Raw genomic sequence first — 18489 nt, 5'->3', positions numbered from 1 at the left:
ACTTAAGCACCGCTCAGGTGATTATTTAATCCATTCGACCTGCGGTAGGCGCATTGCCGCGACCTCGCTGACCAGATAGTCACGCAAACGCTGGAACCGCTGCTGATTACGCCGTGCCTTGGGCCATACCAAGTAATAGCTGCAACCACTCGGCACCGCTGCTGGCCAAGGTAAAGCAAGGCGTCCTTGCTCAACGTCCTCTGCGACCATCACCAAATCGCCAATCGACACGCCGTAGCCGCGCGCTGCCGCGACCATGCCCAATTCCAGGGTATCGAACACCTGCCCGCCGCGCAGCGGTATGTGCTCCGCCAGATTCATTGCCTGTAACCACTGGCGCCAATCGCGGCGGTCTGGGGTTGGATGCAGCAATTCTGCGCTTTGCAGTTGCGCCAGATCCCAAGCGCCATTGCGCGCAGCATCGGGAGCGCACACGGGGATCAACCACTCAGCGAATAACAGTTCACTTTCCCAGTCATCAGCAAAATTGCCGGTGCTAAGCAGTACTGCGCAGTCAAAGGGTTCATGCAGGAAATCGACTTTATCGACATCCATCCATGCGCTGGTCAGTTGCACCTCAATGTCATCATTGTGCGCACGAAACCGCGAAAGCCGGGCCAGCAACCAACGCATGGTCAGGGTCGAAGGCGCTTTTAAACGCAATATTCCATCATCAGCCTGCAAAGGTGCGCATGATCGCTCCAATGCATCAAAGCCTTCGCGCAAGCCGGGCAGTAAGGTATGACCTGGCTCCGTTAGCTTGAGACTACGCCCGCAGCGCTCGAACAAACGGCAGTCGAAATACTCCTCAAGCGTGCGCACATGCCGGCTCACCGCGCTTTGCGTAATCGCAAGTTCTTCACCCGCTTGGGTAAAGGAGCAATGGCGTGCGGCTGCCTCGAAGGCACGCAGTGCATATAACGGCGGTAGCTTGCGACTCATTGATAACTAAAACTCATACTAAACAGAGATATTTTCATTTTGCAGTAAGCCGCTGCACTTTCACATACTGCACGACCAAGGAACCTCTGAAAAAGGTAGCGAGCGACGGGAGTACAAGGCAAAAAAATGCGAGAAAGCGGAGTTTACGAGCTGTAAATGAGCATTTTGAGCAATTTTTTAACGCCGTAATACCTAGCGCAGTAGTTTTTCAGAGGTTCCTCAAATACTCAACTTGGCCCTTTTTATGTCACATGGCAGCTACCCACTTCATCCCGCTATCAGCAGCGCAGCACCGTTGCCACGCGAAGTCGATATCGTCATTGCCGGCTCAGGCATCATGGGCTGTGCAAGCGCATATTACCTGCGCCAAAAGGGCTTATCGGTGTTGGTCTGTGACAAGGCCGGGCTGGCCAGCCAGCAATCGACGCGGGCCTGGGGCTTTGTTCGTCAACAGGCGCGCGACCCCGCCGAAGTGCCGTTGATGATGGCCTCAATCAAGTTGTGGAAACAGCTTGAGCATGAGTTGCAGTTACCTTTGGAGTGGCGGCAAGACGGCTGCATGTATCTGGCTGAAAATGATGAGCATCTGAGCCAGTACCATGATTGGCTGGCCGTTGCCGCCAGCCATGGCCTCGATACCCAGCTACTGAGCAGCCGCGAAGTCGCCGCCAAGTTACCCGCCTTGGCCAATCCGGCAAAAGGCGGATTATTCACAGCCAGTGACGGCCAAGCTGAACCGCGCCGGGTAGCACCGGGATATGCTCTGCGTGGCGCGGAAGCAGGCGTGGTGTTTGCCGAAGGCTGCGGCGTCACTGCTATCGACCGAGCAGGTGGCGCTATTTGTGGCGTGCAGACCGAACGTGGCTACGTCAAAACATCACGCGTGCTGATTGCTGCTGGGGCCAGCAGTTGGCGTTTGCTGGCACCGCTTGGGCTGGACATTCCCCAGCAAGCACTGCGCAGTACGGTGTCGCGCACCAGCCCGGTTCCAGACATTGGTGGCTGCAGCTTTATTGGCCACGGTATCGGTATTCGGCAACGTGCTGACGGCAGCCTCAACCTAGCGGATGAGGCGCAGGCTGACGTCGACCTGAGTTTGGACTTTATGCGCGGTGCCTCGTGGTACTTACCGTTATTGCCGGAACACCACCGCAGTTTTCGCTTCCATCTAAATGCTGCGTTGCTGCACGACATCAAGCTACGACTGCGCGGCGAGAATAAAGCGCTCGGCGAGCGCGACCCACACGCCAGACCCGAGCTAAGCCGTGTAAGAGCCGCAGAGAAAGCCTTGGCCCGCGCCTTTCCGGCATTGCATGAGGTTCGTGTAGTAGAAAGTTGGGCTGGGTTTATCGACGTCTTGCCCGATGGCATTCCAGTACTCGATGCGCCCAGCCAAATCCCCGGCTTACTGATTGCCACCGGCTTTTGTGGTCATGGCTTTGCCATGGGCCCAATCGTCGGTCAACTGATGGAGCAATGGGTGACTCAGGGCAAGACGTCACTCGATGTAAGCGCGTTTCGCAGCAGTCGCTTTGCTGATGGCAGCGCTGGCAAACCTTATTCACTTTTCTAAAGAACCCGCGTATGTCGAGCCCTAATCGTATTGAGTTGCTGGCTATTCTGCGTCTCTCCGGCCCGCTTATCGCGGCGCAATTGGCGCATGTGCTGATGGTCTTCACCGACACGGTGATGATGGGCATGCTTGGCCCCCAAGAACTGGCAGGTGGCGGGCTTGGCGCGGCATGCTATTCGTTCGTCTCGATTTTCTGCGTCGGGGCGATTGGCGCCGTCGGTAACTTGGTGGCTATTCGTCATGGCTCTGCCGATACAGCAGGCGTCACCCGCCTGACCCAGAATGGTTTATGGATGGGCTGGGGCTTGGCCTTGATGGCCGGATTAGTGTTGTGGAACCTTGAGCCAGCCTTGGAGCATTTCCAGCAAACTCCGGAAAACGTTGAACGAGCCATGCGCTTTCTCTCGACTTTGGTATTCGCCCTGCCCGGCTACATGACGTTTATGGCGCTGCGCGGCTTTACCAGCGCAATCGGCCGACCGGGGCCGGTCATGGCGATCAGCATTGGTGGTGCGCTGGCCAACTTCATTCTCAACTATGCCTTGATCAAAGGCTGGTTTGGCCTGCCACACATGGGTTTGGCTGGAATCGGCCTGGTCACCGCGATTGTAATGAGCGTCATGGCCTTACTTCTGGCTTGGCATGTGATGCGGCACAGCGCCTATCACGCGTATCCGCTGCAACGTGGTGTATGGCAGCCGGACTGGCAAGAGCTCAAGGAGCTGATTCGCCTTGGTTTACCCATCGGCGGCACCTATGCAGTGGAGTCGGGGTTATTTGCCTTTGCCGCGCTGTGCATGGGTGCGCTGGGCAGTACGCAGATGGCCGCGCATCAAATTGCCCTGCAATCGGTGTACGTCGCCTTTATGGTGCCGGTCGGTATTTCCTATGCGGTCACCTTCCGGATTGGCCAGCATTACGGCGCTGGCCGCCTGCTTGAGGCGCGGCGCAGTGGCCGACTGGGGATCATGTTTGGCGCGACCTGCATGCTCGGCTTTGCCTTGCTGTTCTGGCTGGCACCGCAATGGGTCATTGGCTTATTTCTCGACCCGGATGACCCAGCGTTCCAATCGATCGTCGCGTTGGCCGTTAGCCTGTTGGCAATTGCTGCCTGGTTTGAACTGTTTGACGGTATTCAAACCATCGCCATGGGCGCAATTCGTGGCCTGAAGGATGCCAAAACAACGTTTTACACCGGCCTGGTGTGTTACTGGCTGATTGGTGCACCCATGGCGTGGGCGCTGACATTTGTCTTTAACTGGGGCGCTGCAGGTGTCTGGTGGGGATTGGCCAGCGGTCTTGCATGCGCAGCCATCAGCCTGGCGCTGGGCTTTGAGTGGAAAACCGCCCGCATGCTGGCCAGTGAGGATATCAAGGCTTGCGAAACAGCCACTTAGTTTTTCTTACTCACGCCCGGCAGCAGCTTAGGTGCATCGCACGCCAGAAATTTCGCCAGATCGCTCAGTGCGATGGCCTTGCTGATCAAAAAGCCCTGCGCCTGATCACAACCAAACTGACGCAACATGGCGAGCTGCTCAGCGTTTTCAACGCCCTCAGCGACCACTTGCAAGTTGAGGTTATGCGCCAAGTTGATCATTGCCCGCACCAACAAGCGGTTCTCCGAACGGTCGCCCATGCCGCCGACAAAGCTTTTATCAATCTTGAGCAAAGTAATCGGTAGGCTATTGAGGTGCACGAACGAAGAAAAGCCAGTGCCAAAGTCATCCAGCGAGAAACGCACACCCAACTCCCCCAACGCCAGCATGGTCTGACGCACATGGTCGCTGCGACGCATGATAGCGGTCTCGGTCAGCTCAAACTCCAACCACTGCGCACCAATCCCACGCTCATCGATTAAGCGCTTGAGCGTTGGCAACAGCTGGCTGTCCTGAAACTGGCGGAACGACAGATTGACCGCCATATGCAGTGGCGCCAACCCCTGCCCCCGCAGCCATTGCATGTCACGCAAGGCACGGGAAATAACCCAATAACCGAGCGGTACGATAAGACCGCTTTCTTCGGCAAGCGGTACAAACTCATTGGGAGCAAGCAGGCCACGGGTTGAGTGACGCCAGCGCACCAAGGCTTCAAGCCCGACAATAGTGCCGGTCTTCAGGCACAAACGCGGTTGATAGTGCAGCTCCAGCTCATCGCGACGCAGGGCCCGGCGCAATTCACTTTCAAGATCAGCTTGACTGCGCGCATTGTGATTGATGCGTTCATCGTAGATGTATGAGGTGCAACCTTGCTGATTTTTAGCCTGCTGCATGGCAATGTGCGCATGCCACATCAACGGGTCAGGCCCCGCATTGGATCGGGCATGGGCCAGCCCCAGGCTACAGCCGAGCATCAGGCTCTCGCCATCAACCCAATAGGGTTCTGCCAACACTTCGGTCAAGCGCTCAGCGAAACGCTCCACGCGCAGCGGGTCGCGCCGGGTATCGAGCAATAAGGCAAACTCATCACTGCCTAATCGGGCCAGTTGATCGCCCGATTGCAGAATCGACTTGAGCCGAGCCACCACCTGCATGATCAAATTATCGCCAGCCTGAAACCCCAAGGCATCGTTAACGTGGCGAAAGTTGTCTAAATCAAGATGACCAAGCGCCAAACCGCGACTATCCGCTGCCGCTAAACGCGCCGAAAGCAACGTCTGAAAACCTTGGCGGTTAGCAATGCCGGTCAAGGCATCTTGCTCAGCCAAACGGTTGAGCGTGTATTTGAGCGAACCCTGCTCGCGCACGTAACGCAGGCAACGGCGCAGCACATCCCGAGTCAATTGTGGGCGGACCAACCAATCGTTGATGCCTTGTGGCTCATCGACAGGTTCTTGCTCAAGCAACAAAATAATCGGCAGCGGGCAGATGCCAAGTGAATGCAGGTGAGTCGGCGTAGTCAGCAGAATGCTGTGGCTGTAGTCGTCCACCAGGCTGCGCGCGATGTCCCAAGAGGAAGCGGAGATGAGCGAGTACGCCCCGTCCATAGGCTCAAGGCATGCCTGCACTAACTCAGGCCAGGTGGAATCCTCGGCAAGCAGGATCAGCGTTAAGGGCTCAACGTACGCAGACAAACAACCTCCCCAAAGACAAAAATAATGCAGCGGCTTCTCCGCCAACGCGCCTTTTTCGGCGTCTAATCTGCACATCCCTGTTGCGCTGGAGCATCCTGCTCTAAAGTCGAGTCTTCGACAAGTACCACACTTTTAAGCTGTGCTGGCTAGCGCCGCCCCCCTGCAGACTCTAACCAACAACACAGCCCTCTGTAACGTCTGAAAAACGACCGCACTCGATACCTTGCGCCAACCCGTGCTACGGCCTTGGTGATGGGAAAGCATTGCGATGGCTGACGCTCATTTGCAGCAGCTAGATGCGAGCGTTTCCCGGCCCTCCTCCGCTGGTGTTCGCCCTTCGGCGGTTATTCCCGCTGCCCGGTGCGCTTTGTACTACCCTCGCTCGCGACCTTTCCCAGAGGCTCTACGGAAGCATATAGCCACTACGGAATCTTTGTCATCGCTGGAAGATTACTGTAATTCGCCAAAGAACCAAGCCCACCTCGTCTGACTCCGTGCGCTAACACACACTTCCAGATGGTCAAGGCACAAAGCGCTGAGCCTGCTAAAATGCGCGCCCACTCTCCATGTGATAACTGTAATGTCCCGACTGAACCCCCGGCAGCAGGAAGCCGTGAACTACGTCGGCGGCCCTCTTTTGGTGCTCGCCGGTGCAGGCTCCGGCAAGACCAGCGTCATCACCCGCAAGATTGCCCATCTGGTGCAAAACTGCGGCATTCGCGCCCAGCACATTGTCGCCATGACCTTTACCAACAAGGCTGCGCGCGAGATGAAAGAGCGTGTCGGTACGCTACTCAAAGGTGCTGAAGCGCGCGGTTTGACGGTGTCGACTTTCCATAACCTGGGCATGAACATTATCCGCAAGGAATATGCGCGCTTGGGTTATAAGCCGGGCTTTTCGATCTTCGATGAGGGCGATATTAAGGCGCTGCTCAGCGATATCATGCAAAAAGAGTATGCCGGTGACGACGGCATTGATGAGATCAAGAACTACATCGGCTCGTGGAAAAACGATCTGATTCTGCCCGATCAGGCGCTGGCCGAAGCGCGCAACCCGAAAGAACAAACCGCGGCCATCGTTTACCTGCATTACCAGCGCACGTTAAAAGCCTATAACGCTGTCGATTTCGATGACCTGATCCTGATGCCGGTCAAGCTGTTTCAGGAACATGCGGACATTCTGGAAAAGTGGCAGAACCGCATTCGCTATCTACTGGTCGATGAATACCAAGACACCAACGCCAGCCAGTACTTGCTGGTAAAACTGTTGGTGGGCATGCGTAACCAGTTCACCGTGGTCGGCGACGATGACCAGTCGATCTACGCTTGGCGCGGTGCCCGGCCAGAAAACCTGATGCTGCTCAAGGAAGACTACCCATCGCTGAAGATTGTCATGCTCGAGCAAAATTACCGCTCGACCAGCCGCATCCTCAAGTGCGCCAACACTTTGATTTCCAACAATCCGCACGCCTTCGAGAAACAACTCTGGAGTGATATGGGCGTGGGCGATGAGATCCGCGTGATCCGTTGTCGCAATGAAGATGCCGAGTGCGAGCGGGTGGCCATGGAAATTCTCACCCTGCACCTGCGCACCGACCGGCCCTACAATGACTTTGCGATTCTTTACCGAGGTAACTATCAGGCCAAGCTGATGGAGTTGAAACTCCAGCACCACCAGATTCCTTATCGCCTCAGCGGCGGCACCAGCTTCTTTGCGCGCCAGGAAGTGAAGGATTTAATGTCCTACTTCCGCCTGCTGGTAAATCCCGATGACGACAACGCCTTTTTACGGGTGATTAACGTACCGCGGCGCGAGATCGGCTCGGCAACCCTGGAAAAACTGGGCAACTACGCCACCGAGCGTAAAGTCAGCATGTATCAGGCGGCGGGTGAAATCGGCCTTGGCGAACACCTCGACAGCCGCTTCACCGATCGGTTGGCACGTTTCACCCGCTGGATGGATGGCGTACGCCAGCAGTGCGCGCAGAATGATCCAATCGCCGCACTGCGCAGCATGGTCATGGACATCGATTACGAAAACTGGCTGCGCCAAAATGCGTCCAACGACAAAGTGGCTGATGCGCGCATGGGCAACGTCTGGTTCCTGATCGAGGCGTTGAAAAACACCTTGGAACGCGACGAAGACGGCGACATGACCATCGAAGATGCCATCGGCAAGCTAGTCTTGCGTGACATGCTCGAACGCCAACAAGAGGAAGAGGAAGGCGCTGATGGCGTGCAAATGCTGACCTTGCATGCATCCAAGGGTCTGGAGTTTCCGTATGTGTTCATTATTGGCATGGAGGAAGAAATCCTTCCGCACCGTTCCAGTATCGAAGCAGACACCATTGAAGAAGAGCGTCGCCTAGCCTACGTTGGTATCACCCGTGCACGGGAAACGCTGGCGTTCACCTTCGCCTCCAAGCGTAAACAATACGGTGAGATAATCGAATGCACGCCCAGCCGGTTCCTTGATGAATTGCCGCCAGAGGATTTGCAGTGGGAAGGCCTGGAAGAGGCGCCAGTTGAAGTAAAAGCTGCCCGTGGCAATGCGGCACTGGCGGACCTAAGGGCAATGCTGAAAAAATAGGCAGTTAGCTATAGCTCAACTGTTGGCTGTATAGAGCTGAATGGCTGAACAACACCTCGACACAGATTGGGGTTTCACACTAAATGAGGGCTGTTGCGTGGAAGCGCTGAAACAAAAAATTCGCGAAGAAGGCATTGTCCTCTCAGAGCAAGTACTTAAAGTTGATGCTTTTTTGAACCATCAGATTGATCCCAAGCTGATGCAACAGATTGGCCATGAGTTCGCGGTTCGCTTTCGCGATCAGAACATCACTAAAATCGTCACCATCGAAGCCTCCGGCATTGCCCCGGCGGTGATGGCAGGCCTGGAACTCGGGATACCGGTTATTTTTGCCCGCAAGTACCAGTCGCTGACGCTTAAAGACAACTTGCTGACCTCGAAGGTCTACTCCTTCACCAAGCAGACAGAAAGCACCATCGCGGTCTCGGCCAAGCACCTCACCGCCGATGACCATGTACTGGTGATTGATGATTTTCTGGCCAACGGTCGCGCTGCAAAAGCGTTGATTGATGTGATTCAACAAGCTGGCGCGAGCATCGCCGGGATTGGCGTGGTGATCGAGAAGTCATTTCAAGTTGGCCGTAATGAGCTGGACGAACAAGGATTCCGGGTTGAATCTCTGGCACGCATCAGCTCACTGGCGGACGGCAAAGTTACCTTTCTCGAGTAGGCCTTGCAGCTCATCAATGGCGTTTTGTTAATGCGCCGTTGATGAGGTGGCTTGCAAGCCCGCCAGCAATAACCGCTGATACAGCTTTTCACGCAGGCCACTCGGTTCTGCCAGGCTCATGCGTTGCAGTTGCGGCATAAACGCCGCAGGCTTTGGTGCCTCAAGCGTCGCCTTACCGAGGCGCACTATTTCCCTGAACTTGAAGTTACGTTTAAGCCAAGTCAGTGCGCGCAGCAAATCACGCTCCTGCGGGGTGAAATCACAGCCCAGCGCAAACTCATCGAAAATGGTGCTGTATTGCGCTTGCAAAGCCTCAAGGCGCTCCGGCAGGTTATTGCTGTAGCGGGTGTCGAGCTGGAAGGCTTTGTCCAGCTTGCCGTTTTTTTGCGCTTGCTTGATCAACTCAGCCTGAAAACGTGAGTCGCTGATATTCAGCAGCGCCTCGATCACCTGCGAATCAGTTTTGCCACGCAGATCAGCAATGCCGTACTCAGTGACAACAATATCGCGCAAGTGCCGGGGAATGGTGGCGTGACCATATTCCCAGACGATATTGGAGCGCACCTCGCCGTCAGACTCACGCCAACTGCGCAGTAGCAATATGGAGCGCGCATCCGCAAGCGCATGAGCCTGCGCAACAAAGTTGTACTGACCGCCAACGCCGCTGAGCACGCGACCGCTTTCCAGTTGATCGGACACAGCGGCGCCCATCAATGTCATGGTAAACGCCGTGTTGATAAACCGCGCATCGCGGCGCTGCAAACGCTTTAACGGTTCCTGTCCGTAGAGTTCGTTGATAAAGCAGATACCGGTCATGGCGTAGCGTTGACGCTGCTCAAAGCTCAACTCGTTCAAGCGGTTGTAGAACGAACGCGGCCCTAAAAAGAACCCGCCGTGCAATACCGCTGCGTTGCTTGCCGGGCGCAAATAGGTGTCCAGCGCTTGCTGGGTCTGCGAATTGGCCAGATCTGCCGGCACTTGCAGCGTGCTAGGCAAATTTAATTGCCCTTCGTGCCAACTGATTTCAGCTGCAAGCAAGCCGTAACGCTGCAGCTCAGCCAAACGTGGCGCATCAAGCGTGGATGCCAGACCAGCATCCAGCAATGCCTGAATGCTTAGCGGTCGACCTTGCTCATCCAGAGCACCGGCACTGGCCAGTTGCTGCACCAGCAGGTCTGGGTAAACCGCACGGCGGATAATTCCGGCGTCAGCCAGTACCAGCAAGCCATTTACGAACATCTCACTGCAGCCGTACAGGCCTTCGGCAAAGGTTTCAGTACCGCCAATCGTCTCGATCGATGCTTGCCAATCGGTTGTGCAGCTCAGTGCATCAAGCAGCGCCTTGTACTGGCTGTTGTTGCTATCACGGGCTAACAAGGCGGCGGTTAACGCATCGCCCATCGAGCCGATACCAATTTGCAAGGTGCCACCATCGCGTACCAGCGTGCTGGCGTGCAGGCCAATGCAGTGATCTTGCAGGCTTATCGGCATATTGGGGGTTGAGAACAGGGCTGATGTTTCTGGGTCTTGCAACTGGATATCAAACCGCTCACAGGCAATTTCAGCATCGCCCGACATAAAGGGCAGCTCGTTGTGAACCTGGGCCAGGTAGAGAATTTTCTCGCCATTGGCCCGGCGTTTATCCAGCATCGGCAACAGGTCAAGGGTGATGTCCGGATTGCAGCTCAGGCTGAAATGCTCTGGTCGCAGCGGATCCGTGGCGACCAGTTGCGCAAGCACATTGAGGCCGCGCGCATTAATATCGCGCGCCGCATGGCTGTAATTGCTACTGACGTAGTTTTGCTGCGCATCATTGTTGCCGAGCATGCTCCCCGGCTGCATAAAGAACTGCTCAACGCGGATATTCGCAGGTAGCTCACCACGACGCAGATCGCCGAGAAAGTCCAACTCGGGGTAATCAGCAAACACACGTTCAACAAACGGCTGCAAAAAACGCCGTTGCAAGCCCTGCTCGGCATGAGGACGTCCCAAGCATAAGGCGGTGTAGATATTCAGCTCACGCTCCGGCAACTGCTTGCAACGCTGGTAGAGCGCATTCACCCAAGTGTTGGGTTTGCCCAAGCCAAGGGGCAGGCCGAGATGGATCGGCCCGTCAATTTCGTCCAGAACCCTTTCTACAGCGTCATCAATCGAACACAGTTGCGGCATCAAGCACTCCTTGCGCTTAGCTGGTTTCTCCTGTTCGACTATACCCGCATCGCAATTGCGCCCCGAAACAAAATCTATGTCAGCCCATTACTCGCAATAGCGATCAACTGACCTGAAGTCAGCCTCCGCCCGTTGTGTGGCGCAGAAACGAAAACACCCTGCGCAAGCATCGCCCGCGCAGGGTGTTTCGGATGACCCGCCGCTCTGTTGCGGCGCTAAAAAACTGTCGGCTTACAGGCCGGACATTTTCTCGATGGTCGCTTTGAGTTCCTCATCGGTGCAGTCGCCACAAGTGCCTTTTGGCGGCATGGCGTTGATGCCGGTGATGGCCTTAGCCAGCAGGCCGTCAATGCCACCTTGTTCGTCAGCACGTTTTTTCCATGCCGCGGTGTCACCAATTTTCGGTGCATCCAATACGCCAGTCGTGTGGCAAGCACCGCAGTGCCCAGCGATAATGTCGTCCGGAGACTTCGCACCGCCACCGCCTGCCGCAGCAGAAGCAACTTCAATACCTTTGCACTCTTCGCCCTGGACACAGACTTCGCCCACTGGTTTCAAACGAGCAGCAATTGCATCGTCAGTCGCTGCTTGGGCAGAAGCTGCCCAGATAGCCAACACGGCTGCAGGAGCAACCAACATTTTTTTAATCATATTCACGCTTACACCCTCATCGTGGCTTGGTTCGCCCGCGGCCACGGTTTCGCGAGCGGGAGCTAAGTATAACGAGAAGCCCTGCAAGCTGAAACACACCAAATGCCGCAGTTGCAGCCAGATTTATAAGTCATACAGCCCAGCAGAGCTGGCGGAAGCTGCATTTTCGCGCGTTTTAACAGATATACAGCAAAAAGCCCTGCGCAGCGCTTTTCACAAATCCATTAGAAATTCGCCGGTGTTGTCGCACTGATCAGCTTGGCTGGCTCATCGTAGGGGTTACGAAAACGGTGCGGTTTACTGCTCTCAAAGTAGTAGCTATCGCCCTTTTCGAGGATATAACTTTCACTACCAACCACCAGTTCAAGCCGACCTTCAATCAGCATCCCGGCCTCTTCACCTTCGTGATTGAGCATCTCGTCGCCGGTATCGGCGCCCGGTGGATAGGTTTCTGAGAGAAAGGCAATGGCACGACTTGGGTGAGCCTTGCCGACCAGTTTCATGGTCACGGCACCATCAGAGATATCAATCAACTCATTCGCTTTGTAGACGACTTGAGTGTTGCTGTCCTGTTCCACGTCGAGGGAGAAGAACTCCACTAGCGACATTGGAATACCCGCCAGCACCTTTTTCAACGAACTGATCGAGGGGCTTACGCTGTTCTTCTCGATCATCGAAATGGTGCTGTTAGTGACGCCCGCACGCTTGGCGAGTTCACGCTGGGAAAGGCCTTTTAACTTACGGATGGATTGCAGTCGTACACCGACGTCCAATGCTTGCGTCCCCCTCGGGAAGATACGGAAAATGTAGCCGTATCATGGCAATAGCGTTCAGTATTTACAACAGTTTGTGCCTAAATATTGTCCAGCTGAATAGTTAGAGCTGTACTTGCAGTTTTTAATCCCCCAAATAGAGCAGCGGCACGCGGCGTAGATTGCAAAAAAGTTGATAGGGAATCGTCCCGGCATGGGCGGCAACATCGCTTGCGAGTACATGTTTGCCCCACAACTCGACTCGGCTGCCAAGCCCTGAATCCGGTAAGTCAGTTAGATCAACCGTCAGCATATCCATCGACACACGGCCAATCAGGCGGCTCAGCTTGCCGTCAATCATTACCGGTGTACCCGTCGGCGCATGACGTGGATAACCATCGGCATACCCCATCGCAACCACACCTACACGGGTTGGCCGCTCAGTGATGAAGCGGGCGCCATAGCCAACCGGCTGGTCAGCTGGCAGTTCACGCACGCTGATAATTTTTGATTCAAGGGTCATAACCGGCTGCAACTGCGCGGCGACTGTCTGTGCCTGCTCGAACGGGGTGGCGCCATAGAGCATGATCCCCGGACGCACCCAATCACTGGCGACATCTGGCCAACCCAGCAGTGCGGGGGAGTTCCGCAAGCTCACCTCGGCACTGAGGTCTTTGCGGGCGCGCTCAAATACCGCGACTTGCTCCTCGACGCACGAACAATCAAGTTCATCGGCGCGGGCAAAATGGCTCATCAGCACGACTTTTCCAACCTGAGCACAGTTTTGCAAACGCTGGTAAGCCGCAGCGTATTCATCAGGCTCCAGCCCTACACGGTGCATGCCTGAGTCCAGCTTCAGCCAAATGGTCAGCGGCTGGCTGAGGCTCGCTTGTTCAAGCGCCTCCAATTGCCACATCGAATGCACCACACACCAGAACTGGTGTTGCTCAATCAATTCCAGCTCTGACGCCTCAAAAAAACCTTCGAGCAACAAAATTGGCTGAACAATACCGGCTTCGCGCAACTGCAGCGCTTCTTCAATGCAGGCCACCGCAAAACCATCCACCTCCCCAGCAAGAGCTTGTGCACAGCGCACCGCACCATGTCCGTATGCATCTGCCTTAATCACGGCTAATGCTTTGGCGGCAGAAACCTCGCGGGCCAAACGGTAGTTATGGCGCAGGGCGTTTAGATCAATCAAAGCACGGGCTGGACGCATAATTGAGCTTCTTTGCAGAGGGCTGAATGGGTTAAAAAAAGCCCAGCAGTGCTGGGCTAGGGGTGACACATGGTTCTTGAAGACATTCCCGCCATTTACGGCAGAGCGGCAATTACGGTCATCTCAACCAGTACTTCCGGGGTGTACATGTTGGCCTCGACTGCCGCGCGAGCTGGCGCGGTGCCGGGCGCAACCCATGCATCCCATACCTGATTAAGAGCGGCGTAGTCGCGCGCCATGTCCTTTAGATAAATAGTCACCGACAAAATACGGCTCTTGTCGGTGCCCGCCTCGCTCAACATCAAATCAATATTGGCCAGGGTTTGCTTGGTTTGCTCGATAGCGTCGCCGCTGTAATCATCCGCCAACTGACCAGCCAAATAGACAGTGCCATTGTGGATAACTATTTCGCTGTAACGGGTTTCAGTGCGCAGGCGCTGTAGAGCCATGTTTTTGAGCTTCCTTGGTGCGCTTATAACGGGAAATATCCAAGCCTTCAGCGCTGATCTGTGGACGTTTGGACGCCATGGTATCGGCCAGGAACCGACCAGAGCCACAGGCCATGGTCCAACCCAGCGTACCGTGGCCGGTATTCAGGAACAGGTTGCTGAAACGAGTGGCGCCCACGATTGGCGTGCCATCCGGGGTTGCTGGGCGCAAACCGGTCCAGAACTCAGCTTGAGCCAGATCGCCACCCTGTGGATAAAGATCGCCAACGATCATTTCCAGGGTTTCGCGCCGACGCGGATTCAAGCTCATGTCAAAACCGGCGATTTCAGCCATGCCACCGACCCGGATGCGCTGATCAAAACGGGTCATCGCCACTTTGTAGGTTTCATCAAGAATGGTCGACATCGGCGCCATATCAGGATTAACAATAGGCACGGTCAGCGAGTAACCCTTGAGCGGATAAACCGGCGCACGAATACCCAGCGGCTTAAGCAGTTGCGGGCTGAAACTACCAAGCGCGAGCACATAGCGATCTGCTGTTTCCAGCTTGCCGTCGATCCACACGCCGTTAATACGATCGCCCAACGCTTCAATACGCTGAATGTTCTGCCCAAAGCGGAACTCGACCCCCAGCTTGCGGGCCATCTCGGCCAGCTTGGTGGTGAACATCTGGCAGTCGCCGGTTTGGTCATTGGGCAAACGCAGTGCACCGGCCAGCTTGTCGGTCACGCTCGCCAGAGCAGGCTCAACGCGAGCAATACCGTCGCGGTCAAGTAATTCAAACGGCACGCCCGACTGCTTGAGCACAGCGATATCTTTCGCAGCGTTATCGACTTGCGCCTGAGTACGGAACAACTGAGTGGTGCCCAAGCTGCGGCCTTCATAGGCAATACCGGTTTCGGCGCGAAGCTCGTCAAGGCAGTCACGGCTGTACTCGGACAATCGCACCATGCGCTCTTTGTTTACCGCATAACGGCTGGCCGTGCAGTTGCGCAGCATTTGCGCCATCCATAAATACTGATCAACGTCAGCAGTGGCCTTGATTGCCAGTGGCGCGTGTTTTTGCAGCAGCCATTTGATAGCTTTGAGCGGAACGCCCGGTGCAGCCCAAGGAGATGCATAGCCAGGCGAAACCTGACCGGCATTGGCGAAGCTGGTTTCCTGCGCAGGGCCGTCCTGACGATCAACTACGACCACCTCAAAACCCTGACGTGCCAAATAATAAGCGCTTACAGTGCCAATCACACCGCTACCGAGAACCAGAACCCGCATCATTTTTCTCCTCGCCGAGACTATGCACTGGCGTTTTTTATCATGAGAGTAGATGCGGCTAGTATATGAATCATCGAGCAGTGCAATTAACTAAACATCAGCCTATATTTAGTAATAACTCTCGTAAAAATCCGCTTGGACGGAGGAGTATTTCCTATGCGCACTCAGCACCAGTCTCGCCGTGACCTGGACAAAATCGATCGCAACATCCTGCGCGTCCTGCAGGAAGACGGTCGCATCTCGTTTACTGAGCTGGGCGAGCGTGTAGGTTTATCGACTACGCCCTGCACTGAACGGGTCCGCCGGCTTGAGCGCGAAGGCATCATCATGGGCTACCACGCCCGCCTGAACCCACAGAACCTCAAGGCCAGCCTGCTGGTATTTGTCGAGATCAGCCTGGATTACAAATCGGGCGACACTTTTGAAGAGTTTCGCCGCGCAGTGCTTAAGCTGCCGCACGTATTGGAATGCCATCTGGTTTCTGGCGATTTCGATTATCTGGTCAAGGCACGGATTAATGAGATGGCGTCATACCGCAAGCTACTGGGCGACATTCTGCTCAAACTGCCGCACGTGCGTGAATCCAAAAGCTATATCGTCATGGAAGAAGTGAAGGAAAGCCTCAGCCTCCCCGTGCCGGAATAACCTAGACCAAAACCTGGCGGGTGGTCGCGATCAGGTTGTGCACTTGCTGTTCGACCTGCGGATCAATCGGCTCCTCGGGGCCGCGACCATGCGGGCATGGCATGCGCGGCGTGGTGCCAAACAATCGGCAAATCAGCGGACGCTGGTCATACACCTGACAACCTTGCGGCCCAAGGTGCACACAATTCAGCTCATCCAGCGCTGCCTCGTGCTCGGCATCACTTTTGTGTGGCAGCCGCGACATTTCTTCAGATGAAGCCGTGACCGGCCCGCAGCAGTCGTGGCAACCGGGAATGCAGTCAAAGCGTGGAATATGCAGGCGCAGATGATCAATTTTACGACGGGTACAACTCATAGCAGCGCCTCGGTGTTCGACGGGCCATGATAACTGTCCTAACGCTGAATCGCCGTCAATTAGTAATTAATTATCGATTTTTGCTACGTGGCACTTGGCGATCAAGGAAGACCGCGCTTATGCTTCGTAAAATTTTCCAAACACAATAAACAGGATTTCGCACATGAACGCCCGCGTTCACCAACCGGTTCACAACAGCCAGCACGCCGCTTCCTATTACGCCGCCAGCGCTAACCGCACGATTGCGCTGCAACCTTTAGGAGGTGAGCTGCGCGCTGATGTGTGCATTGTCGGTGGTGGCTTCTCGGGCCTCAATACAGCGATTGAACTGGCCCAGAAAGGCCTTTCAGTGGTGCTGCTCGAAGCCCGCAAGGTGGGTTGGGGCGCCAGTGGCCGTAACGGCGGCCAACTGATTCGCGGCGTTGGCCACGGGGTTGAGCAGTTTGAATCGGTGATCGGCGCCCAAGGCGTGCGAGAACTCAAACTGATGGGCCTGGAAGCAGTTGAAATCGTGCGCAAACGCGTCGAGCAGTTCAATATCGACTGCGACCTGACGTGGGGCTATTGCGACTTGGCCAACAAGCCACGCGACCTCGAAGGCTTTGCCGAAGACGCGCATGAGCTGAAAAGCCTCGGCTATCAACACCAACTGCGCTTGCTGCAAGCCAATCAAATGCACGAAGTTGTCGGCTCTGACCGTTATGTCGGCGGTTTGATCGATATGGGTTCCGGCCACCTGCACCCGCTCAATCTGGCACTCGGTGAAGCGGCTGCAGCGCAGGCATTGGGCGTACAGATTTTTGAAGATTCCGCCGTCACTCGCATCGAGTACGGCTCTGAGGTCAAGGTGCATACCGCTAACGGTATCGTCCGTGCCAGCAACCTGGTTCTGGCCTGCAACGCCTACCTCGGCGAGCTGAACAGCAATCTTGGCGGCAAGGTGCTCCCGGCGGGCAGTTATATCATCGCCACAGAACCGTTGAGCGCCGAACAAGCGCAGGCAATCATTCCGCAGAACATGGCGCTGTGCGATCAACGCGTCGCCTTGGATTATTACCGTCTGTCTGCCGATAACCGTTTATTGTTTGGTGGCGCTTGTCACTATTCTGGGCGCGATCCTGAAGACATCAGCGGCTATATGCGGCCGAAGATGCTTGAAGTATTCCCGCACCTGAAAAACACCAAAATCGACTTCCAATGGGGCGGCATGATCGGCATTGGCGCCAACCGCCTGCCACAAATCGGTCGCCTCAAGGGTCAGAACAACGTGTTTTATGCGCAGGCCTACTCCGGCCACGGCGTCAACGCTACGCATCTGGCTGGCAAGTTGTTGGGTGAAGCGATTGCTGGTCAAGCCAGCACCGGGTTTGATCTGTTCGATAAAGTGCCGCACATGACCTTCCCGGGCGGTAAATACCTGCGCTCGCCCTTGCTCGCGCTAGGCATGCTCTGGCACCGCATGAAGGAAGTGTTGTAAGCCTGAAGCCGGGGGTTAACCCCGGTTCAAGCAAACGCTGGCTGCTCAATGTAAGGCTGGACCACCGACAAACTATGCGCAACAGTTGAGTCTTTTTCGCCCACTGGCGCGACATAGTGAATGGCCGACGCCGCGGCCTCATCACCTGCCAACCTGGCGATGATCCAAGTCGCCAAATACTGCGAAGCCATACAGCCGCCAGCCGTGGCAATATTGCCCTCAGCGAAAAAAGGCTGATTCAGTACCTCAACGCCTGCTTCGACCACCCAAGGCTTGGTGGTCAAGTCGGTACAGGCTGGAAGCCCATTCAAAACACCCAATACCGACAGCAACAATGTGCCCGAACATTGGGCGCACACCAGTTGCTTGGCCGGGTCTAAATTGAGCCGATCAAGAATCAGCCGGTTCTTGGCGATGTCGCGGGTGTAGATACCACTCCCCACTAAAACCACATCGGCAGTATTGGCGAACTCCAGGGGTTGCTGCGCGGCAATCCGGACCCCGTTCATTGAGGTTACGTAGTCATCCGGGCAGGTAATCTGCACATTCCAGCCCTGACCTTTCATACGATTCAATATGCCTGCGGCAATGAACGAATCGAGTTCGTTAAAGCCTTCAAAGGTCAAAATTGCAATATTCATAGACCGTTCTCCC

General features: G+C 55.6%; 16 protein-coding genes. 6 read left to right on the top strand and 10 right to left on the bottom strand.

Annotation, left to right across the window (positions count from 1 at the left end; genetic code table 11):
* Positions 1-21: 21 nt before the first annotated feature.
* Positions 22-942 (bottom strand): LysR substrate-binding domain-containing protein, encoded by a 921-nt coding sequence (locus tag ACN0UH_RS04605; RefSeq protein ID WP_417660945.1) that lies wholly within the window; start codon positions 940-942, stop codon positions 22-24.
* A 244-nt stretch (positions 943-1186) separates the two neighbouring features.
* Between ACN0UH_RS04605 and ACN0UH_RS04600 the strand changes: the two genes are divergently transcribed.
* Positions 1187-2515, top strand: a complete 1329-nt coding sequence (locus ACN0UH_RS04600; RefSeq protein WP_417660944.1) for an NAD(P)/FAD-dependent oxidoreductase — start codon at positions 1187-1189, stop codon at positions 2513-2515.
* 11 nt (positions 2516-2526) lie between these two features.
* Positions 2527-3912 (top strand): NorM family multidrug efflux MATE transporter, encoded by a 1386-nt coding sequence (locus ACN0UH_RS04595; RefSeq protein WP_417660943.1) that lies wholly within the window; start codon positions 2527-2529, stop codon positions 3910-3912.
* On the opposite strand, the gene ACN0UH_RS04590 is transcribed toward ACN0UH_RS04595, so the two are convergent.
* A complete protein-coding gene (locus tag ACN0UH_RS04590; protein ID WP_417660942.1) occupies positions 3909-5585 on the bottom strand; it encodes a putative bifunctional diguanylate cyclase/phosphodiesterase in 1677 nt (558 codons plus the stop codon). The genes ACN0UH_RS04595 and ACN0UH_RS04590 overlap by 4 nt on opposite strands.
* A 580-nt stretch (positions 5586-6165) precedes the next feature.
* Here ACN0UH_RS04590 and rep point away from each other — a divergent pair.
* Both rep and ACN0UH_RS04580 read left to right on the top strand, forming a co-directional pair.
* Positions 6166-8175, top strand: coding sequence for a DNA helicase Rep (rep, locus tag ACN0UH_RS04585; protein WP_417660941.1), 2010 nt, complete (start codon positions 6166-6168; stop codon positions 8173-8175).
* A gap of 97 nt (positions 8176-8272) precedes the next feature.
* Entirely contained in the window at positions 8273-8845 is a 573-nt protein-coding gene (locus ACN0UH_RS04580; RefSeq protein ID WP_417660940.1) for a xanthine phosphoribosyltransferase, read from the top strand.
* Between the two features lie 27 nt (positions 8846-8872).
* On the opposite strand, the gene ACN0UH_RS04575 is transcribed toward ACN0UH_RS04580, so the two are convergent.
* From ACN0UH_RS04575 to dadA, 6 genes are all read right to left on the bottom strand, one after another.
* Positions 8873-11014 (bottom strand): acetyl-CoA hydrolase/transferase C-terminal domain-containing protein, encoded by a 2142-nt coding sequence (locus tag ACN0UH_RS04575; RefSeq protein ID WP_417660939.1) that lies wholly within the window; start codon positions 11012-11014, stop codon positions 8873-8875.
* Between the two features lie 231 nt (positions 11015-11245).
* The gene (locus tag ACN0UH_RS04570) at positions 11246-11671 is read right to left on the bottom strand and encodes a c-type cytochrome (RefSeq protein ID WP_417660938.1); all 426 of its coding nucleotides are present in this window, start codon (positions 11669-11671) and stop codon (positions 11246-11248) included.
* Positions 11672-11889: 218 nt separating this feature from the next.
* Positions 11890-12438 carry a cupin domain-containing protein gene (locus ACN0UH_RS04565; RefSeq protein WP_339514107.1) on the bottom strand — a complete coding sequence of 183 codons (549 nt, stop codon included), beginning with the start codon at positions 12436-12438 and terminating at the stop codon, positions 11890-11892.
* Positions 12439-12562: 124 nt separating this feature from the next.
* Positions 12563-13636: an alanine racemase gene (gene alr, locus ACN0UH_RS04560; protein ID WP_417660937.1), complete on the bottom strand. Its 1074-nt coding sequence runs from the start codon at positions 13634-13636 to the stop codon at positions 12563-12565.
* Between the two features lie 95 nt (positions 13637-13731).
* Positions 13732-14085: a RidA family protein gene (locus tag ACN0UH_RS04555; protein WP_417660936.1), complete on the bottom strand. Its 354-nt coding sequence runs from the start codon at positions 14083-14085 to the stop codon at positions 13732-13734.
* Complete coding sequence (gene dadA, locus ACN0UH_RS04550; protein ID WP_417660935.1) at positions 14060-15358, bottom strand: D-amino acid dehydrogenase; 1299 nt, start codon at positions 15356-15358, stop codon at positions 14060-14062. Before dadA ends, ACN0UH_RS04555 begins: the two co-directional genes overlap by 26 nt.
* A gap of 156 nt (positions 15359-15514) precedes the next feature.
* On the opposite strand from dadA, the gene ACN0UH_RS04545 reads away from it, so the two are divergent.
* Positions 15515-16003: an Lrp/AsnC ligand binding domain-containing protein gene (locus tag ACN0UH_RS04545; RefSeq protein WP_087518743.1), complete on the top strand. Its 489-nt coding sequence runs from the start codon at positions 15515-15517 to the stop codon at positions 16001-16003.
* A gap of 1 nt (position 16004) precedes the next feature.
* Here ACN0UH_RS04545 and ACN0UH_RS04540 read toward each other — a convergent pair whose 3' ends face one another.
* On the bottom strand, positions 16005-16358 hold the full coding sequence (locus ACN0UH_RS04540) for a YkgJ family cysteine cluster protein (protein ID WP_087518744.1): 354 nt from the start codon (positions 16356-16358) through the stop codon (positions 16005-16007).
* A gap of 163 nt (positions 16359-16521) precedes the next feature.
* Between ACN0UH_RS04540 and ACN0UH_RS04535 the strand changes: the two genes are divergently transcribed.
* Positions 16522-17835: an NAD(P)/FAD-dependent oxidoreductase gene (locus tag ACN0UH_RS04535; RefSeq protein WP_417660934.1), complete on the top strand. Its 1314-nt coding sequence runs from the start codon at positions 16522-16524 to the stop codon at positions 17833-17835.
* 26 nt (positions 17836-17861) lie between these two features.
* Here the strand turns inward: ACN0UH_RS04535 and ACN0UH_RS04530 are convergent, their stop codons facing one another.
* The gene (locus tag ACN0UH_RS04530; RefSeq protein ID WP_417660933.1) at positions 17862-18476 is read right to left on the bottom strand and encodes a DJ-1/PfpI family protein; all 615 of its coding nucleotides are present in this window, start codon (positions 18474-18476) and stop codon (positions 17862-17864) included.
* Positions 18477-18489 lie beyond the last annotated feature (13 nt).

Origin of the sequence: Pseudomonas sp. (genome assembly GCF_048265905.1) — a bacterium.
Classification (GTDB): Bacteria; Pseudomonadota; Gammaproteobacteria; order Pseudomonadales; family Pseudomonadaceae; genus Aquipseudomonas.
The sequence above is the reverse complement of the archived record's forward strand: the minus strand, read 5'-3'. Positions and strand labels throughout refer to the sequence as shown.